The organism is Bacteroidota bacterium, from assembly GCA_016706865.1.
Classification (GTDB): Bacteria; Bacteroidota; Bacteroidia; order Chitinophagales; family BACL12; genus UBA7236.
In genome coordinates this window covers 1,219,784-1,239,806 of the sequence record JADJIS010000002.1, presented here as the reverse complement: position 1 = coordinate 1,239,806, position 20,023 = coordinate 1,219,784, and the positions used below count along the sequence as shown (strand labels likewise).

The 20,023-nt window shown below is 35.6% G+C and carries 16 protein-coding genes and 2 pseudogenes; 5 read left to right on the top strand and 13 right to left on the bottom strand.

The window, feature by feature from the left end; all coding sequences use genetic code 11:
• Nucleotides 1-6 precede the first annotated feature (6 nt).
• Together IPI31_08340 and IPI31_08335 are read right to left on the bottom strand one after the other, a co-directional pair.
• The gene (locus IPI31_08340; GenBank protein ID MBK7567823.1) at nt 7-1,227 is read right to left on the bottom strand and encodes a hypothetical protein; all 1,221 of its coding nucleotides are present in this window, start codon (nt 1,225-1,227) and stop codon (nt 7-9) included.
• Nucleotides 1,194-1,430: a hypothetical protein gene (locus IPI31_08335; protein ID MBK7567822.1), complete on the bottom strand. Its 237-nt coding sequence runs from the start codon at nt 1,428-1,430 to the stop codon at nt 1,194-1,196. The genes IPI31_08340 and IPI31_08335 overlap by 34 nt, the downstream gene beginning before the upstream one ends.
• A gap of 60 nt (nt 1,431-1,490) precedes the next feature.
• Between IPI31_08335 and IPI31_08330 the strand changes: the two genes are divergently transcribed.
• A complete protein-coding gene (locus IPI31_08330) occupies nt 1,491-1,742 on the top strand; it encodes an adenylyltransferase/cytidyltransferase family protein (GenBank protein MBK7567821.1) in 252 nt (83 codons plus the stop codon).
• A gap of 10 nt (nt 1,743-1,752) precedes the next feature.
• Nucleotides 1,753-2,412 (top strand): riboflavin biosynthesis protein RibF, encoded by a 660-nt coding sequence (gene ribF, locus IPI31_08325; protein MBK7567820.1) that lies wholly within the window; start codon nt 1,753-1,755, stop codon nt 2,410-2,412.
• A gap of 10 nt (nt 2,413-2,422) precedes the next feature.
• Here ribF and IPI31_08320 read toward each other — a convergent pair whose 3' ends face one another.
• Together IPI31_08320 and holA are read right to left on the bottom strand one after the other, a co-directional pair.
• Nucleotides 2,423-2,728, bottom strand: coding sequence for a hypothetical protein (locus IPI31_08320; protein MBK7567819.1), 306 nt, complete (start codon nt 2,726-2,728; stop codon nt 2,423-2,425).
• 20 nt (nt 2,729-2,748) lie between these two features.
• On the bottom strand, nt 2,749-3,432 hold the full coding sequence (gene holA, locus IPI31_08315) for a DNA polymerase III subunit delta (protein ID MBK7567818.1): 684 nt from the start codon (nt 3,430-3,432) through the stop codon (nt 2,749-2,751).
• Nucleotides 3,433-3,482: 50 nt separating this feature from the next.
• Between holA and IPI31_08310 the strand changes: the two genes are divergently transcribed.
• Together IPI31_08310 and gdhA are read left to right on the top strand one after the other, a co-directional pair.
• Nucleotides 3,483-3,932 carry a type I restriction enzyme HsdR N-terminal domain-containing protein gene (locus tag IPI31_08310; protein MBK7567817.1) on the top strand — a complete coding sequence of 150 codons (450 nt, stop codon included), beginning with the start codon at nt 3,483-3,485 and terminating at the stop codon, nt 3,930-3,932.
• A 97-nt stretch (nt 3,933-4,029) separates the two neighbouring features.
• Nucleotides 4,030-5,366: pseudogene (gene gdhA, locus IPI31_08305) on the top strand (NADP-specific glutamate dehydrogenase).
• A gap of 429 nt (nt 5,367-5,795) precedes the next feature.
• On the opposite strand, the gene IPI31_08300 reads toward gdhA, so the two are convergent.
• The 9 genes from IPI31_08300 to IPI31_08260 form a co-directional block, all read right to left on the bottom strand.
• Nucleotides 5,796-6,533: a hypothetical protein gene (locus IPI31_08300; protein MBK7567816.1), complete on the bottom strand. Its 738-nt coding sequence runs from the start codon at nt 6,531-6,533 to the stop codon at nt 5,796-5,798.
• A gap of 179 nt (nt 6,534-6,712) precedes the next feature.
• A complete protein-coding gene (locus tag IPI31_08295) occupies nt 6,713-7,417 on the bottom strand; it encodes a response regulator transcription factor (protein ID MBK7567815.1) in 705 nt (234 codons plus the stop codon).
• Between the two features lie 7 nt (nt 7,418-7,424).
• Nucleotides 7,425-8,690 carry a HAMP domain-containing histidine kinase gene (locus tag IPI31_08290; GenBank protein MBK7567814.1) on the bottom strand — a complete coding sequence of 422 codons (1,266 nt, stop codon included), beginning with the start codon at nt 8,688-8,690 and terminating at the stop codon, nt 7,425-7,427.
• A gap of 54 nt (nt 8,691-8,744) precedes the next feature.
• Nucleotides 8,745-9,410, bottom strand: coding sequence for a response regulator transcription factor (locus tag IPI31_08285; protein MBK7567813.1), 666 nt, complete (start codon nt 9,408-9,410; stop codon nt 8,745-8,747).
• Nucleotides 9,411-9,466: 56 nt separating this feature from the next.
• Nucleotides 9,467-10,771 (bottom strand): T9SS type A sorting domain-containing protein, encoded by a 1,305-nt coding sequence (locus IPI31_08280; protein MBK7567812.1) that lies wholly within the window; start codon nt 10,769-10,771, stop codon nt 9,467-9,469.
• 244 nt (nt 10,772-11,015) lie between these two features.
• Complete coding sequence (locus IPI31_08275; protein MBK7567811.1) at nt 11,016-12,299, bottom strand: T9SS type A sorting domain-containing protein; 1,284 nt, start codon at nt 12,297-12,299, stop codon at nt 11,016-11,018.
• A gap of 262 nt (nt 12,300-12,561) precedes the next feature.
• Entirely contained in the window at nt 12,562-14,454 is a 1,893-nt protein-coding gene (locus IPI31_08270) for a menaquinone biosynthesis decarboxylase (protein ID MBK7567810.1), read from the bottom strand.
• A gap of 871 nt (nt 14,455-15,325) precedes the next feature.
• Nucleotides 15,326-16,834, bottom strand: coding sequence for a hypothetical protein (locus IPI31_08265; GenBank protein MBK7567809.1), 1,509 nt, complete (start codon nt 16,832-16,834; stop codon nt 15,326-15,328).
• 28 nt (nt 16,835-16,862) lie between these two features.
• The gene (locus IPI31_08260; GenBank protein ID MBK7567808.1) at nt 16,863-18,416 is read right to left on the bottom strand and encodes a hypothetical protein; all 1,554 of its coding nucleotides are present in this window, start codon (nt 18,414-18,416) and stop codon (nt 16,863-16,865) included.
• Nucleotides 18,417-18,513: 97 nt separating this feature from the next.
• On the opposite strand from IPI31_08260, the pseudogene IPI31_08255 reads away from it, so the two are divergent.
• A pseudogene (locus IPI31_08255) lies at nt 18,514-19,988 on the top strand (proline--tRNA ligase).
• Nucleotides 19,989-20,023 lie beyond the last annotated feature (35 nt).

Genomic DNA, 20,023 nt, shown 5'->3' with positions numbered 1-20,023 from the left:
TTTTCATCAAAACATTATTACCTCCATTAAATGAAATAACCTCCTGGTAATTTTTTCTAATTCTACAACTTGCGCTCTTTCGCAATAATAATACAAATAATTACTATCCGGCCACAGATCCTGATGATAGGGTGCCAATTTAATATTCTCCCTTTGCCGTTCATCAATATGAAACTGAAAGGATGTATTGTAAATCCAATACGTATTTAAGGTGATCTCCTCCCCTGCGTGTTTGGATTCTAAATAAGATAGAACATTTTTAGTATCCGCATCAAACCACCATTCCCGACAATTATAAAAATTTATGGAACTCAATAAATGATAGCTGCCGAGGAGAATAAATGGAATTACCATCCAATTTTTCCATTTATACCCTTTAATAAAAATAGAATTAAAAAAATAAATAAAAGGTATTACAAACAAAACATATAAAAAGATAGCCCCGCGTGCATTCAGAAATGGAATATTTAATATATAAAATTGTAATAAAACAACACTGATAGTGCCCCCAAAAACTAACAAACTAAACAACAGAAAATCGGAACCAAAATTGAATTTATTTTTAATCAAATTCCTTAGATCGTAAATACTTATTCCAATAAGCGAAACAATAACAATTATACTATATATCTGTGGCTTTATGGAATAAAAAAAGGCATTTCCGTAAATCATGGCTGCTACAAGCGGGATAAAAGTATCAGGATAAAAACCATTACTGCTCCAATAACGCAATTGGCCGTTGGAAGTTATTTGGTTAAGTGGTATATAACATAAAAATACAAGCAGCCCGGAAATTCCAATTATAACGAGAAACTGTTTAAAAACAATTTTAACCGGTTTATTCCAGTTATCTTTCAATAGAAAAATACTACATACCACAAGCATGCTCAAATAAAAATTCAGCATGGTAAAATTCGAATACACAGCAGGAGCAGCAACTATAAATGCAAAATACAAACTTTTGATCTGTTTTGAAGTAAAATACAAATAAGCCAGATACATGGAAGAAAACATAAATGAAATTGATAAAGCATATCCCCTAGCTAAAGCAAAAAAATCGAGCATATAGGGATTGCATGTCAAAACCACGATGCCGAAAAACACAAACAATTTATTGGTATTCAATTTTTTAAGCCAAATTACTGCCACGGTAAAATATAAAATAAATGCAAGTATATTCGGCAGACGAATTATCAGCGAATGAGCACCAAAAATGGATACAAAAATTTGATCAGTAAAGTGTTTAAAATATGGTTATTGGGACTTGGATCAACATAAGTAATGATATCCCAAACCGATCGCGGAACCGCATTATAAAATGTTCCTCCTTCATCTATGGTAATAGGTAAAATAATGGCTCGCGCAACCAGATAAGCCGTTAATAGGCATCCGATCAAAAGGTATAAAACATTCTTTTTTAATTTATCCACGAGGCTCACCAATATTTTGTGTTGTTATTGCGATACAAATTTTTACTTTTGTCAAAATATATGCAAGTTTTCAAAGATATTAATAATTTACCCGCATTTCACAACTCTGTAATTTCCATTGGAACCTTCGATGGAGTGCACAGCGGACATGCGGAGATCATTCACTCTATAACTGCAGCAGCAAAAAGAGTGAATGGAGAGAGTATTATTATCACCTTTCACCCTCATCCACGACATATTATTTCCCCGGAGTCACCGGTTTATTATCTTACAACTTTGCAGGAAAAAATAGACATGTTGCAAAAAATATAATGTCGACATCGTGGTTGTAAGCACTTTTTCACGCGAATTTTCAGAAATCGATGCCTCGGATTATGCTGAAAATTTTCTCATCAAAAAATTTAATCCCGCAATTATCGTTTTCGGTTATGATCATAAATTTGGTAAAGACAGATCCGGAGATATCCATTTGTTAAAAAACATAGCAGAAAAATATTCCGTTAAAATAGAAGAGATACCAGCACATGTAATTGATCATTTGACTGTGAGTTCCTCCAAGATCAGAAAGTTTTTAATAGATGGAAATGTGCAGGAGGCGAACGAATTATTGGGATATCCCTATCAACTTTCCGGACATGTTGTAAAAGGTGATCAAATAGGAAGAACACTCGGATTTCCAACTGCCAATATCTATGTGGAGGATACCAATAAATTAATTCCTGCCGATGGCGTTTATTTTACAGAAGTGATACTTAAAGATCACAATATAAAATTATTCGGATTATTAAGCATAGGCACCAGACCTACTTTTAATAAAACAGAAAAAAGAATAGAGGTTTATATTATCGACTTTAATGAAACAATTTATGGAGAATCAATTACTGTGAAAATATTACAATTTATTCGCAAGGATAAAAAATTCGATTCAAGGGAAGACCTGATAGTAGCCATGCATGAGGATAAAAAAATGCAATATCCTTAATTCCCGTTAATTAATTCAATATTCTGTAAACAAGTTCTTTTAACAATTCATCCGCCTCGGTTTTTCCATTGTGTAAACCTTTGGAACGAAGATCAAATTCCAGCATTAGCTCAAATATTTCTTCGACACGAGAGGGTGTGTATAATGAACGTGCAGCTCTGAATTCATTTTTCTGAGAACTGTGAATGCCGTATATCGTAAACATTTCAAAATCCTTCACATTTCCTCCTGCCATAAAATGATACAATTTCTGAAATGCAGCATGAATATTGGATATGGTTAATACAAAAGGATTTGCCTTTGGATTATCGTTCATATAACTGATGATGGTAAAAGCTAAAGTTGTATTTTTGTAAGCAGCGCGCTTTGCAATTCATACACATTATAATCTTTGCTGATTCCAATGTTTTTTTCAATCAGCTCAGAGGTAATTTGATCGCCATCTTTAAGATTGATACATAATTTTTCCAGTTCATTTATTATTTTGGAAAGATCGGTTCCCAGGTGATCAACCAGTATTCTTATCGCCTTACCATCTGCAGTTACTTTTTTTCTTTTCAAAAACGTTTCAATAAATATAGGAACTTCATTATCTTTTAATGATTGCGATTCAAAAACTACGCCCTTATCCTTAATTAATTTGAACATTTTTTTTCGCGCATCAAATTTCCCATCCTTATAACATAAAACTAATATTGTGGTGGCAGAAGCATTTTGAATATAGGGTTCCAATTTATCTATCTCACTTCCCTTTGTTTTCATCATTTGGGCTTCCCGCAAAATAACAAGGTTAAATGCTGCAAACATCGGAAAACGAACGCAGGCATCAATCACCTGTTGGGGATGCGTGTCTTTTCCATAAAATATTGAACAATTAAAATCCTTTTCCGCCGGAGTCAGAATATTCTCTTCCATATATTCGGAGATCTTATCTATATAATAGGCTTCATCACCATGTAATAAATACACGGGTTTGTATTTTTTAGCCTTTATATCATTGATCAGATCTTTGTAATCCATTTTGCAAATTTAGTAAATACAGGTATACAATATGTATTTTTGTGTAACCGATGCATATAGAATTTTCCAAATATAACTTCCGCACCAAATCGGAAAACAATATTCGCTATATTTTCGACATCATCAGAAAAAAATATGTTGTATTAACACCGGAAGAATGGGTTAGGCAGCATATCGTGCATTATTTGCTATATGATCATCAATTTCCAAAATCACTCATCAGCCTTGAAAAAAAGCTTACCTTAAACGAGTTGACCAAACGCACCGATATAGTATTATATAACCAAAAAGGTGAACCCGTTTTAATTGTAGAATGCAAAGCTGAATCTGTTGCTCTCACCCAAAAAACCTTTGAACAAATTGCACGTTATAATCTCACTCTAAGTGTTCCTTTCTTATGGGTCAGCAACGGCAATGTCAATCATTTATGTCGCATTGATCACACACTTAAAAAATTTACATTTTTAGATACCCTTCCCTCTCTCTCCGAATTAATATGAGTTTTTCAGTGCCTGAAATCAGTTGATTTTAAAGAGTTTATCATTTGTATTATTCAAAAGGATGTTTAATTTCACACTACAAATAAACCGCACTTTTATGGACAAAAATGTAAAATCATTCATGACCTTGGTTGAAAGTCGCAACCCGGGTGAAACGGAATTTCTTCAGGCAGTATATGAAGTTGCCGAGACAGTTATCCCCTTTATTGAGGAACACCCTCAATATAAATACTCTAAAATATTAGAACGAATTGCCGAGCCCGAGCGGGTTCTCACTTTCAGAGTTCCCTGGATGGACGACAAAGGTGAAATTCAAATTAATCGTGGTTACCGTATTCAAATGAACAGTGCAATTGGACCTTACAAAGGCGGATTGCGTTTCCACCCTACCGTTACATTATCAATTTAAAGTTTCTCGCATTTGAACAGGTATTTAAAAACAGCCTTACCACTTTGCCTATGGGTGGAGGAAAGGGCGGAAGTAATTTCGATCCCAAAGGTAAATCTGATGTAGAAGTAATGCGTTTCTGTCAGAGTTTTATGTCCGAACTATCTAAACATATCGGTTCTAATACCGATGTTCCCGCAGGTGATATTGGTGTTGGTGGAAGAGAGATTGGATATATGTATGGCATGTATAAAAAATTGCGCAACGAATTTACCGGTGTATTAACGGGTAAAAGTTTGGAGTGGGGAGGAAGTTTAATTCGCCCTGAAGCTACAGGTTATGGTTGTGTATATTTTGCAGCAGAAATGATGGGCACCAAAGATCTGGATTTTAAAGGTAAAACAGTTGTGGTATCCGGAAGCGGAAATGTTTCGCAATATGCAATTGAAAAATGTTTGGACCTCGGTGCCAAGGTTGTTACCGCAAGCGACAGCGACGGATATATTTATGATAAGAATGGATTTACAAGAGAAAAACTTGCCTATTTACTCGAATTAAAAAATGTAAAACGCGGTCGTATTAAAGAATATGCCACTAAATACAAATGTGATTATATTGCAGGTAAAACTCCATGGGGTGTTAAATGTGATGTTGCTTTACCTTGTGCAACACAAAATGAATTAAACGGAAAGGATGCAAAACTCTTAATTAAAAATGGTGTTAAATGTGTTGCCGAAGGTGCAAATATGCCTTGTACACCTGAAGCAGTAAATGCATTCATAGATGCAAAAGTTTTATTTGCTCCCGGCAAAGCGAGCAATGCAGGTGGTGTTGCAACAAGTGGTTTGGAAATGAGTCAAAATAGTTTGCGTATGAGTTGGACCCGTACAGAGGTGGATAATCATTTGCAAAAGATCATGCACGATATTCATGCTACTTGTGTTAAATACGGTAAAGAAGGTAAATATATCAACTACGTAAAAGGTGCAAATATCGGTGGCTTTGTTAAAGTTGCTGATGCGATGTTAGCACAAGGCTTAGTGTAGATTTTACACTATCTTATTTTATTTAATTTTTTAATATCCGGAAAATTATTTTTTTCCGGATTTTTTGTCTCCGCAGTGTCCTCACCCGGAAAACATCAAAATATCATTAAAGCGGAGTTATTATTTAGTAATTAAGTTTCCAGTTTAAACATTAGGTGAGACACTGTGGGTTGTGTGTCCCCGCAGTGTCCTCACCCGGAAAACATCAAAATATCATTAAAGCGGAGTTATTATTTAGTAATTAAGTTTCCAGTTTAAACATTAGGTGAGACACTGCGGGTTTAGTGTTTTTGTAAGGTTACCATTACTGAGACCCTCGCTGGGAGCGAGAGCCTCAGTCGATCATATTAAGTTCCAAGTATAACTCGGAGCACTCTAAATACTATATACTAAATACTATATACTAAATACTATATACTAAATAAGAATTCACTCATCCCACCAGATCTCTTCTAAGAAAACTTCAATTGTTGTAGAAAGAATTTTTTCACCTGTAGATTTATCTTGTAGATATACGTTTGTGTATTCCGCAATTTTACCTACGTCCTGTGCATAAAAACTTTGATATTCGGTTATCATATTGTAATCTTTAAACTTACCTCTTAATTCAGTTGTGGCTGAACTGGTGCCAATTCCAAAAGCAGAAAATTTTCCAAGCGGGGTTTCAATTAATGTATCTACATGTGTACAAAAATAGGTGGTTTTTAAAAAGGAATAATTATAACTCTCCCAACTCATCCCTTTGTATAATGGTGTTTTTATAGTTTGAAATAATAAATTTTTCTTATCGGTGATCTTATAATACGCGACCGCTTTTTCTATTGCCTCTTTTGGCATTTTAAAAAACATACCATCATTATTAATATATAATGGTGATTCGATGTATACAGAATCACCGCCCGTTCTCGAAATGATCAGGAAATTTACAATGGTATCAGTTCCTTCTAAAAATTCCCGATTGATATGATATTGAAATGAACCCACATCCTCAATAGTTTCTGATTCAGCACCGCTTTTAATTTCTACTGCATTGGTATAATAAGTTGAATATTGCGAAAAATACATATTATATCCGGCTCTATAGGGAAAATTGAGTCGATTAATAGTATCTGATTGGGAGAATACGTTTGTTGCATTTATTATTAATAAAAAGAAAATGTTTCGCATGTGGTTGTATTTTATGTTTACCTGAAATCTGTTGCTGTAGTTAATTGTCGTGACAATAGGCTTCATATTAGTCACAACTACTGTGACTTGCTAAAAAAAAATCCTCAGGCCACTCCTATATCCGCTCCGTACTAAACCCTGCCAACCCTGGAAACCTTGCCAACCCTTTCAACCCCTTTTCACCCCTCCTTCACAATAAACTTAAAGCCCACTCCTCTCACATTTTCTATCTGAATATTTTCATCGTCCGAAAACATTTTTCTTAATCTTGACACGAATACATCCAGGCTTCTGCCTATATAATAATTATCTTCTCCCCAAACCTGATGTAAAATAGATTCTCGGCGCACAACCTGATTTCTGTTGAGTGTTAGCATTCGAAGTAATTCTGCTTCACGCAATGTTAGAGTATAAGTATTGGCTTTATTTTTAAGTGTGAGTTCTTTAAAATCAAATTCGTAACCGGCGATATGATAAATATTTTTTTCTTCAACATTTGTAGCAAATACTTTACTGCGTTTTAAAAATACTTCTATTTTTAAAACCAGTTCATCTATGCTGAAGGGTTTGGTAACATAATCATCACCGCCAATTTTAAATCCCTGCAATTTATCCTCCAGCATTGATTTTGCTGTAAGAAATAAAATAGGAACATTTTTATCTTTATCCCTGAATTTTTGTGCCAATGCAAATCCGTCAATTTTTGGAAGCATCACATCCAAAATACAGAGATCAAATTTTTGCTGCGTAAATGTTTGTGCAGCTTCCAATCCATCCTGACAAAGGGTAATATCGTATCCCTTTTTTTGAAGATTATCTTTAGTAACGAATCCGAGATTCACATCATCTTCTACGTATAAAATTTTAGGGCTTTTAATTTCCATGTGTTGCTTATTGTGGTATTATGAGTGTAAATATACTTCCTTTATTTATTTCGCTGTCTACACGAAGTCGCCATTTGTGTGCCTTGGCTATCATCTTCACGTAATTCAAGCCAAGCCCGTAACCCTTTACGTTATGGACATTGCCGGTTGGAACCCGGAAGAACTTTTCAAAGATCCTTTTGTGGAATTCTTTGGGTATTCCAATTCCGTTATCGCTGATGGAAATAAAGATCCCATTGTCGTCGGTTGCGGTCATTACCGAAATTTCCGGCACCTTGTCGTTGTATTTCAAAGCATTATCCAACAAGGTATTTATTACATTTTGTAAATGCACTTTATCCGCTTCAATAAGATCTGGTTTTGCATTAAATTCGGTGGTAATTGATCCTTCATTTTCATCCATACGCACTTTAAACGAATGAATGATCTCGGTTAGAACTTCATTCAAATGGAATTTTTCATAATTCAAAACAAGTTCATCATTTTCCAATTTTGCAAGTTCCAATATTTTACTCACCTGCCCTGTTAATCTTGTGTTTTCATTTTTGATGATATTGGCATAATTTTTTAACCGTTCGGGTTCATTAATGATTTCTGGATCTGTAATTACATCTGCTGAAATTCCAATTGTAGAAATTGGTGTTTTAAATTCATGTGCGAGATTATTAATAAAATTCTTTTGAAACTCACTAAGTCTGCGCTGACGAAAAATAACGTCCAGTGTAAATCCAAAAAATACCAACACAATAGTAAGTGCAATTATAGATGTTGACCACACAAATAACATTACAGAATCTACCACAGGTCTCTCCGGAAAATTCATTTTAAAATAATATTTCGATTCTTTGAGAATGGGTAAATTGGTTGGATAAACTATTGTGGAATTTTTTATTTCGCCCGAAACTGTTTCTTCAAATACCAAAACATCTCTGGTTGTTTCATATACCTGATAAATAAAATCTACTTTGTGAAACGGATTGGAAAATTCGTTGCGGATATAATAATCCAATTGGTTAAGATCAATTTCTTCTTCAATATTTACAACATAAGAATGCGGAGAAATTCTGACTACCGGCTTTTCTGTGATCTTTTTTCCATTGTTGGCTATTTCTATTTTTGCTGCAATTTGTTCCAGCGAAAGTGTAACTGCTGTTTCAAAATTAGATTGGTTTATTATCAATCCTTTACGTATCCAAAATACCTGAGAAAGGATCACAGTTATGATCGCAATAATTCCCAATAATATTACCCAACGTATGGTAGTTACATTCATCTTCTTCGCTTGCCTAAAATGTAAAGATAATTAGAGGCTTTCAAAACGATGATGTTATTTAGGTGAGATAAGTTGCTCTCTGGATTGGATCAAACCGGTATTCATGGCAAAAACCAACAACTCCGAGCTGGAATTGATACCCAGCTTTTTCATGATATTTTTGCGATGTGTGGTTATAGTATGAAAACTTCGGAACAATGCATCCGCGATCTGGCGTGTGGTATAACCATTTGCGATTAGTCGTATTATTTCAATTTCTCGTTCCGACAACAATGCTGCTTCACAATTTTCCACTGCTGGAGCTTTGCCATCCATTACTATGTTTACCACTTTGAAACAAAACATCTGTTCCCCGCGCATTAAAGCATAGACAGCAGCTATGATCTCCTTTTCATCGCAGGTTTTGGTAAGGTAACCCTTAACGCCGGTCTCCACAATGCTATGTACCACTTCCGTATTGTTTATGTCGGTGATAATTAGAATACGAGTGCCAGGACAAATAGTTTCAATGGTACTGATATCATCTATCCTGAAATTTTCGAGGTTTAAGGGATCAATAATTACAATATCGGGATTTGTAATGTGCAGGGTTGTGAAAAGTGCTTCCTTACTGGTGATCTCCTGAGAAACCGTTATATCAGAATGCCTGCTGAAGATAGACCGCAATCCCTCCAGAATAAGGTATTGAGTCTCGGCAATTAATATCTGAATATTGGGCACCTTTCTACTGTTTAGATTAATTCTAAACAGAGAGGTAAGGAGAATGTTTGAAAAATTTATTTTTGATTAACAACAAACCGGAAATCCTCAATGCTATCAACAACTTTTATACGTCCAAAATATATTCCTGAAGCCATATCTGTGATATTAAGTTTTATCAGGGAACCATCCAGGTTGAAATCAGCTGAAATCGCTCGTCCGGTTGCATCATAGATCTCAAGTATAGGATATTCCGGCAGAGAGGCATTTCCCAATGAAATGAAAAGTGTGCCTGTTGCAGGATTTGGGAATACCGTTATATTTTCCAACAATCCATTTTCTTGTATTGGCACAAATTGACCACAAGAGGAAATTTCGTTCAAAAATTCACCTGAAGTGCAATTATCACAAATTATACTTTTCAAAAAACAGGCTGACTCCGGGACAGTAAATTCATCTAAATACGCATCATGACCTGTTATTTGATTTGCATGTAAAATACTACAGATTCCAAGATTGGAAAGTCTGTTATAAACGGAAACTGAGCCATAAACCGTAAAGTATTCGTTCGGACTAAAACAATCCTGAATCGGTCCGGAAACGGGAGGCACTACATTATCTCTCTCCCCATAAAAATTAATGATAGGAATATTTTCATTACTATTTATAAAGGTAGTATCAGGAATTGCACCCCACATATTAATTATTCCTTTTACGGAGTAAGTAATATCAATACTATTCGTTGATTCGTCAATACTTCCGTATTTATCCTCTAAGCCAGGATAAATTTGATTTATATTTTGTTGCGACATATAAATATTGGTCATAACTCCCATCATGCCTGCACTTTGTCCACCGATAAAGATCATAGAAGTGTCAATGCCATATTCCGATGCATGATAAGTTATATATCGCATGGATGCATTTACATCCTGGCAGGTTCTGTAATATGCACCTAAAAGCGATTCGGGATCACCCAAACAATAGGATGGTTCTACACCCCCGGTATTCCAACCTAATCTATAATTAAAAGTAGCAGCCACGTATCCGCGTTTCGCCATTTCCATCATAAAATTTGTCATTTTAGTTTTATCACCGGCTGCAAAACCACCTCCGTGAAATAATGCAATAAAAGGCCGTTTTGACAAATCATCAACTGCTGCCTTTGGAAAAGCGATATCAAACGAATTTAATTGTGGAACTACATTTCCATCGTACCAGAAGTCGGCAAGCCCATATGGAATATTATTAATTACTTCAATATCATCCCCATTAAAAAGAGGTTCTTCTCCAAACCTATCAGGAATACAATATTCAGAAATTTGTGCTGTAAGTGTATGTGCAAACAAGGGAAGAACAAAAACAAAAATGAACTTCCTCATATTAAATTATATTCAAAATATATACCATATACATTGTATTTCAGTCAGATATACGGCTTGTTTCTTTATGCAAGAATCAAATCGGTATCCACTTTCGATTTGCTGGTATAATTTTTATCGTGAAAAAATATTTTATTATTAAGATTACAAATTGATGACAATACAATTTTGATTAGAATAATGCCACTGAATTTTATGGGTAATTATTACCCATAAATTCCCCCGTTATGCACACAATCATCTGCTAATTATCGATGAGAAAACTTCCGGGATGTATTTTATTATTACTATTTACCGAAAAATAATATAAGCCGGAAGGCAAATTTTCCGTTTGTAAAATTAATGTATTATCAGTGTTGGTATAATCAACCTTTGTTGTTTGTCCCATTGAATTCCAGACATTTAATTTACTATTTATTTCCAGTGGATTTAATGAATTTACGACAACAAAAGTGCTTGCCGGATTCGGATACACTGTAAACACTTTTTTTGAATGATCCGTAATTCCTGTCACAGTTAATTCTTCACAGGAACCTGACTGATAGTCTACTTCATAGGAAGTACATTCATCACAAAATATGGATTTCATAAAACAGGTAACATTATCGATCACATAATCATCTTCATAAGTATCGTGACCATAACCTTCGCGCGCATGCACTACATTGCAAACACCAAGTAAATTAAGAGCATTATTAATGGATGCTGAGCCATAAACATAAGCATACTGTTCACAACCTTGAAAATTTCCCTGATAAGGTGGAACGATATCATCATCAGTTCCATAAAAATTAATGGTTGGAATGGCATCATTTGCATCAATCAAATTAATATCAACTATGCCACCCCAGAAATTCATAAATCCCTTTACAGTGAAATCAGTTACTATATCATTTGTTGCACTGTTTAAATTTCCGAATAAAGTGGCATGATCAGGAAAGAGTGAATTCCATTCATCCTGTGTTGCATACATACCATTCATCATCGCATACACACCGGCACTTTGCCCTCCCAGAAATATCCAGGAAGTATCTATTCCATACGTATCAGCATTTGCAACGAGATATCTTACCGATGCTTTTACATCTTGCATAGCCTTATAAATAGCTTGATACATCGAAACTCCATCACCATCACATTCCTCCGGATCGCCATAGGCATTCCAACCTTTTCTATAATTTACAGTGGCGGCAACAAAACCTTTTTGGGCAAGATGTTGAATAATATAATCGAGATTTTCTTTTTCACCACCCCAAAAACCGCCTCCATGTGCAAGTACGACCAAGGGTCTTTTAACTAAAGGATCAATTTCGGTTTTCGGATAGGCAATATTGAACATGTTCAACTCCGGCATAACCATCCCATAATACCAATCGTTTGCGAGACCATAGGAAATGTTATTTTCAATGGTTATCTCATCTGTTGAAAAGTATCCCGCTTGGGTGAAGCGGTCCTCGATGCAAAGTTGTGAATAAATAAAGCTGTGTGTGCAAATCAGGATCATTAAGGAGGAAATCCATTTCTGCATTTGATAGGTTGTGTCGTAAAATTAATTGGGTTAAGGCGTGTGCGACACATAGAGTTTAAAGAACTTTTACAAATTTAAAACATCTTTAATTCAAATTAGTGCACAAAAGTATCAATTTCATGACAGGGCAAATGGTAATTCTACCCTTGACCTATGCCAGACAGCTAATGTTATTAAAATAAATATGTACCAATCTTTGAAAAAAGATTAGGTTTAAGTGACCTGCCCATAAAACGGTTCAACCATAACCTGATCGTTTTTGTCACTTTTCTTCTACTACTGCTCCATCTCCAATAACTTGCCTTTTATACTTGTGGGAAGGTGATTCAATGAATTTTCCCAAACCGAGTTGAATCCATTTTTTATCTATAGTATTTATTGTCTGCTCATCCATAATTATAACATTGGGCCATGGACGGAAAAAATCGTCGAAACCTTTTGTTTTTCTCGTTCCATCTATGCCACAATGTGATAAACCTGAACCATTATCGGGCGATAAAAATATATCGCGTTTAGGATCAATATTGTTAGAGAAATTCCAGGTTACAACTGCCATATCATTTACTTCCACAAGATGATCGACATAAATAATGATCTTCACCTTATTTAAACCCTCTTCTAAAATCAATTTATCGTTGAGAGTGCTTATATGTTTCTTCTTATTTTTTTCTACTGCAATTGCTACAACAGATATATTCAATTTTAAAAGATCATCATTTATTCCCTTAATTTCGGGAAAAGTAGTCATCAATTTCGATTTATCAATATGGATATTTTTACTATCAATATTTTTTAATTCGGAAGCAGATTTTGCTGTTGCATCAATACATACTTTACTTCCGAAAGCAAATTTGCTGCAGCTGTGATCAAGCACATCCATTGGGCCCGCGCTGAAATAAATGTCGTTTGCCGGATCTACATTTTTACTGAGATATTGTGCTACTTCCTTAAAATCATGAATATTAATTTCATCTGCTATCACCAATATTTTATTGAACATCATTTGTCCGGCTCCCCACATTGCATTCATCACTTTTTGTGCATGACCTTCATATTCTTTTTTTATTTTTACAATGGTGAGATTATGAAATACACCTTCAATAGGTAATTCCATATCCTCCACTTCTGGCAACATGGTTAATTTAATTGGAGTAATAAATATTCTTTCCGTTGCCTTCCCGATCCATGCATCTTCTTGTGGTGGTATTCCAACTATTGTAGATGGATAAACTGCATTTTTTTTATGGGTGATGCAGGTAATATGAAATTTTGGATAATAATCTGCTAACGAATAATATCCGGTGTGATCACCAAAAGGTCCTTCTAAAATTAATTCGTCATTGGGATCAACATATCCTTCAATTATAAAATCAGCATCCGCCGGAACATACAGATCGTTCGTGATACATTTTACTAATTCCACTTTTCTTTTTCTTAAAAAGCCTGCCAATAAATATTCATCCACATTTGGAGGCAAAGGTGCAGTTGCACAATATGTATACACAGGATCGCCACCCAATGCGACGGAAACAGGCATACGTTGATTTAATTTTTTATACTTGTTGAAGTGCCCGGCACTAACTTTATGTTTATGCCAATGCATTCCTGTTAATTTAGGACCGAATACCTGCATTCTGTACATTCCCACATTTCGTATTTGTGTTTCAGGATCGAGGGTATGAATAATTGGAAGTGTGATAAATTTTCCTCCGTCTGCAGGCCAACATTTCATCACGGGTAATTTAGTTATATCCGCGTCCTGCATAACCACTTCCTGACAGGCACCTTTTCCTTTAATTGTCTTCGGCATCCATGACGCAACCTTACCAAGTTCCGGAAGCATCATCACTTTGTCCATCAAACTATTTTTAGGAGTTGCGAGCTTCTTAAATAATTCGGAAATATCTCTTCCCACATCATCAAGATCATCCACCCCAATAGCCATGCACATCCTTTTGTATGAGCCCATGGAATTTATAAGAAGAGGAAAATCAGTACCTGTGTTCTCAAACAACAAAGCAGGTCCATTTTGTTTGATATATCGGTCGGCAATTTCGGTTATTTCCAGATCTGGACTTACGAATTCTTTAATACGTAAAAGTTCACCTGATTTTTCAAGATCATCGATAAACTGCTGAAGATTTTTGTAATGCATAGTAGAAGAACAAAGATAAGGGAATAAGGTTTGGGAATAATTGACAATTGATAATTGATAATTGACAATTTGTCGATAACCTGGGAGATTTTCCTTCGTAGAAAGTGGGCAGTGGCAGTTGGCGGGTGGGAGTATGCAGTTGTATCATTGGAAAATTAATTTAAGATTGGATGCTTTGGGGTTACGGGAAATATCAATTGGAGGAATTTGGTGGTAGAAATTGCGATGTAATTTATTTTGCAGAAACTTTGAAAAAACGGTAAAGAAACGTCTTTCCCTTTGGGGAAGATAAGAGATGGGGCCGGAAACCAAGGAAATAAAAAATAATAATCAAAAAATAAAAAACATTAATCGGATACACAACCCGGGAGAAATTCCTTCGTAGGAAACCAGGGCAACCTTGCTAACCTTGTAAACTCTGCTAACCAAATAAGAAATAATTATCATGGAAATAATCGAATAAAAATAAAGAATAAAGAACAAGGAATAAAGAACCTGTCTGCCGGCAGTCGCCAGGCAGGCATTAAACCAATCGGCAACCTGGAATTATGTTCTTCGTAGTGAACATGAATAAATATCAAATAACAATCAAAAAATAAAAAACATTAATCGGATACACAACCCGGGAGAAATTCCTTCGTAGGAAACCAGGGCAACCGGGCTAACCTTGTAAACTCTGCTAACCAAATAAGAATTAATTATCATGGAAATAATCGAATAAAAATAAAGAATAAACAACAAGGAATATAGAACATTATTCGGATCGAAACACAGAACTCAGAACTCAGAACTCAGAACACAGAACTCAGAACTCAGAACAAAAAAAAAGCCCTCCCGAACCACCAGGAGGGCGTTGCTTCACTGACAATCATTAAAACCTAAAACCAAAACTTAAAAGGAAATTATTTAAAGATTTATCTATAGTTGCACCTTCGTTTACGCCGGCACCATTATCATAAATATATTGTATATCGTATTCTGTTGTTGTTGCATGTGAAAATGCGAAGTCGATAAAATATGATTTTTCTTTTATTCCAACTCCGGCAGTAATAGTATTTTTAGCAAAGTCGGCACCGTTGGCAGCAATACCATCATTAAACGGTGTTCCACTGATAATATATCCGCCTCTGAATCTGAAAATATCATACATTAATTCTGCACCCAAACGCAAATTTGAAACAGTGCCATATTTGGTATCAATATTTGTGTTGACAGTATTTTCATAAGAAAGATCACCGGCATCGAGACTTCTGTTGAAATTAAATCCCGCTTCACTATAGTCAACAAATTCGTAATCAGCACTAATAAAACCGATGTTCTTTAAAGTAATGGCGGCACTACCTATAACTCTCCAGGGGGTAATTAATTCATAATCAAATTCTCCTGTTGGTGAGTCATACGAATAGCTGCCTGAAGTATCAAGACCACTGCTCATGGAAGAATAATAAGTATCACTTAAACTGAATAAAGAAGGTGAATGAACGGATGCACCTACTCTGAAATAATCGCTGATCTTATAGATCAAACCGAATTTTGCATTTATACCGATACCATTTGTTTCTGTATAATCGGCCAATGTAAAGTCTTCAAAATCGGAATGATTCTGATTAATATCTGCTTCAGTATAAACCGTGGAATTGGAATAACGTATACTTGGAATTCCTATAGTTCCTCCAATGAATAATCTATTTCCATAATTTCCTGCAAAAGAAATTGCAACTTCATTTAATCCGCCTTTGGTAATAATCGATTTTGTTTGTTGCACATTTCCATCAGTAATAACGGAATAATATTGAGTTGAATCAGATGGAAGTGGATTAATTAAATATGTCTCCCATGCCAATCCGGCTCCAAATGGATCACTTGCAAATGCATCGGAAGGATTTGTTCCACCGTTAGCATTTAAATAATCAACATACGTATTTAATAAAGAACTTTCGTCATTATATCCTGAATACAATGTTGAGCTGTTAAAATTTGCAAGGCGATTATATCCTATTCCAAATGAACCACCAACCCAACCATCAGTTGCAGTTTCTTTTCCCGGATTTATTTTACTAAAAACAAAACCGAAATTGCTCATATAAAAATTATATCTGCTGTCTGTATTGGTTTGTCCCAGATAATTACTTTCGGTATTAATACTCAATAATCCGGGAGTGAAAACAAATTCAGAACTTCTGTAAATTCCAAGTCCTGCAGGATTCATACTCATGGAGCTCATATCGCCCCCAATTGCTCCGTAAGCATTTCCTGATCCAAGTGATCGTGCGGTTCCTCCAAAATCGAGCATCGAATATCGAAGTGCATCTGCATCACTCTGCGCATACATTGTTGCGGACAAAGCAGTAGCTAAAACCAATGTAAATATTTTTGTCATGGCTCTTAATTATTTAATAGAAATAAATTTATTTTCCTCCGCTTCTCTTTTTAGGAGATGATGAATTACTTCCGCTTGAGGATGGTCTGCTTCCTGATGAACCATTAGAATAACTTCCGCTGCTTTTTGGCGAACTTCCACTATTTCCGTAAGTGCTTTTACCTGAAGTACCTGAATTTGTTTTAGGTGCCTCATAAGTATTTTTCTTTACGGGTGGCTGTTCGTAATTCTTTGAAGGATTACTATCAGGCCTTGAAGGCTGCTCGTAAGTATTTTTATTCTCAGGCATTCCATTATATTGTGGTTTTACCTGAGGATTGTTGGAATTATTTTGTTGTTGCTGATAATTTTGTTTTTGAATTGGAGCATCAGCTGCAGGTTTAACCGGACCGCCACCTTTTGGTTGATAATTTGAAGACGGTTTACTCACAGAATAATTATTATCGTTGCTGCGAATTATACCGCGATCAGTTTTTACAACCGGTGAGGAAACATTTTCTGAGATGGTGTTTTTTACAGGTGCATCCGGTGCACTATAATATTTGATCACCTTTACAGAACCTGCTTCTTTATTTTCATTTTGACCGGCGTTTATAGATTTATCATCCATAACTGCTACTGCACCATTTAATTCAGAAACATCATTTTTAGCGATCACACCTTTTATAGAATTTACTTCAGCAGTACCAATTGTTGCACCATTATCTGCAGAAGCAGCGTTGGTGTTCACATCACCTTTATTTACTTCAAGTGTACCTTTATCTGTTAAAATATGATTCATATCGGTATTACCGGTTTTATCATATCCGGCAGCTATCATATCCACCGAATTGCTTCCTGTATTTGTATTGGAACCTGTTGAAGTGTTTGGTCCATAATAATATCCGTTATCACTATAACCATTGTAACCATTGTCTCCATAACCTGAACCGTAGTAGCCATCGTAATATCCGTTATAATAACCATCATAATAACCGTTATAATAGCCATTTCCATATCCACCATAACCGTAGCCGTAACCATAACCATATCCGTAACCATAATAAGGAGAGTACCATGGATCATAATATCCATAATAAGCATAAGGGTAACAATGACCGTGTCCCCATCCAAAACTTACATTCCAACCGTAAGGATTGTAATAATAAGGGGAATAACAATATGAATAATATCCAAAACCGCTGTAAGGATAATAGTAGCGGTAAATATTTGAGGTATAATAATAATCGTCATAATCGTCGTAACCATAATTATCATCTTCATAATAATTATTTACCACGTAGGTATTTCCTTCATCGTCGTAGTAAGTTTCAGATGAAAGATCTTCAGAACCGGTTCTGTAATCAGCATCGGAACCTGAAGGTTGTTTATAATCCACATTTCCGGAATTGCCGGGATAAGTAGAATATGTTTCTGCTGTAGTTGTGGTGGTTGTAGTTTCGGTTGTAATGGTTGATGCCTGTGCATCTTCTGTGCTGAAGTAAATATCGTCAGTAGAAGAACCTCTTGAAGCTGTTTGGGTAGCGCAAGATGATGCCAAAAACCCCATTGCTGCTATAATCGGTATGTATCTTAATTTCATAACTGATATTTTAATTGTTATTAATCTGTTTGCTGATTGTGCAATTCTTAATTTTGCGACAAAGCACTTTATTCCAAAATCATACCAAAAGTAATATATGGCGGAGAAGATTACAAAAAGAGATGTAAACTATTCAGAATGGTATAACGATCTCGTTATACAGAGCGGGTTAGCGGAGAATTCGGCAGTTCGGGGTTGTATGGTGATAAAACCACACGGTTGGGCCATTTGGGAGAATATGAAAAGTATTCTGGACAAGAAATTCAAGGAGACAGGACATGTTAATGCCAGTTTTCCGCTGTTGATACCTAAAAGTTTTCTCGAAAAGGAAGAAGGTCATGCCGAAGGATTTGCCAAAGAGTGTGCCGTAGTAACGCATTATCGACTTAAAACTGACCCAAATAACAAGGGAAAACTGATAGTTGACCCGGAATCGAAGCTGGAAGAGGAACTTATCATCCGTCCAACCAGTGAAACAATTATATGGAACTGCTATAAAAACTGGATACAGAGCTATCGCGACCTTCCCATCTTAATAAATCAATGGGCGAACGTGATGCGCTGGGAAATGCGGACGAGATTATTTTTGAGAACTTCGGAGTTCCATTGGCAAGAAGGACATACCGCACATGCTACTAAGGAGGAAGCCGTAGAGGAGACATTGAAGATGCTACATATATATGCTGATTTCATGGAAAATTATATGGCAGTTCCGGTAATAATGGGCATAAAAACCGAAAGCGAACGTTTTGCCGGTGCTGAGGATACATATTGTGTTGAAGCTCTAATGCAGGACGGAAAAGCATTACAAAACGGGACAAGTCACTTTTTAGGACAAAATTTTGCAAAAGCCTTTGATGTAAAGTTTTTAAATAAAGAAGGGAAACTGGAATATGCCTGGGCAACCAGCTGGGGTGTGAGTACCCGAATGATGGGTGCATTAATTATGGCGCATAGTGATGATGACGGATTAATTATTCCTCCACGCCTAGCTCCTTTGCATGTGGTAATTGTTCCTATTTTTAAAAATGCGGAACAATTAAATCAGATCGGTGAAAAGGCAGATATAATAATTGCAGAATTAAAAAATTAAATATCAGCGTAAAATTCGACGACAGCGACAATGCAAAACCGGGATGGAAATTTGCGGAATATGAATTAAAGGGTGTTCCGGTGAGAATTGCTATGGGTATGCGCGATGTCGAAAATAATACACTGGAAATTGCGCGCAGAGATACAAAAGAAAAAACTACCATATCCAACGAAAATGTTGGAGTATATATTCAGAATTTGTTGGAAGAAATTCAACAAAATATGTACAACAAAGCATTAGCTTTTCGAACATCACATTATTTTGAAGTAAATACCTGGGAGGAATTTAAAACACAAATTGAAGTGGGTGGATTTATTTCTGCGCATTGGGATGGAACTGCTGAAACTGAAGAAAAAATTAAATCAGAAACTAAAGCGACGATAAGATGTATTCCTTTGGATGCGAAGGAAGAAGATGGGGTTTGTGTTTATTCTGGTGCGAAGAGTAGTAAGCGCGTATTATTTGCAAGGGCGTATTAATTGATGTGCCAATGGACAGCCAAAAAATGTACCGA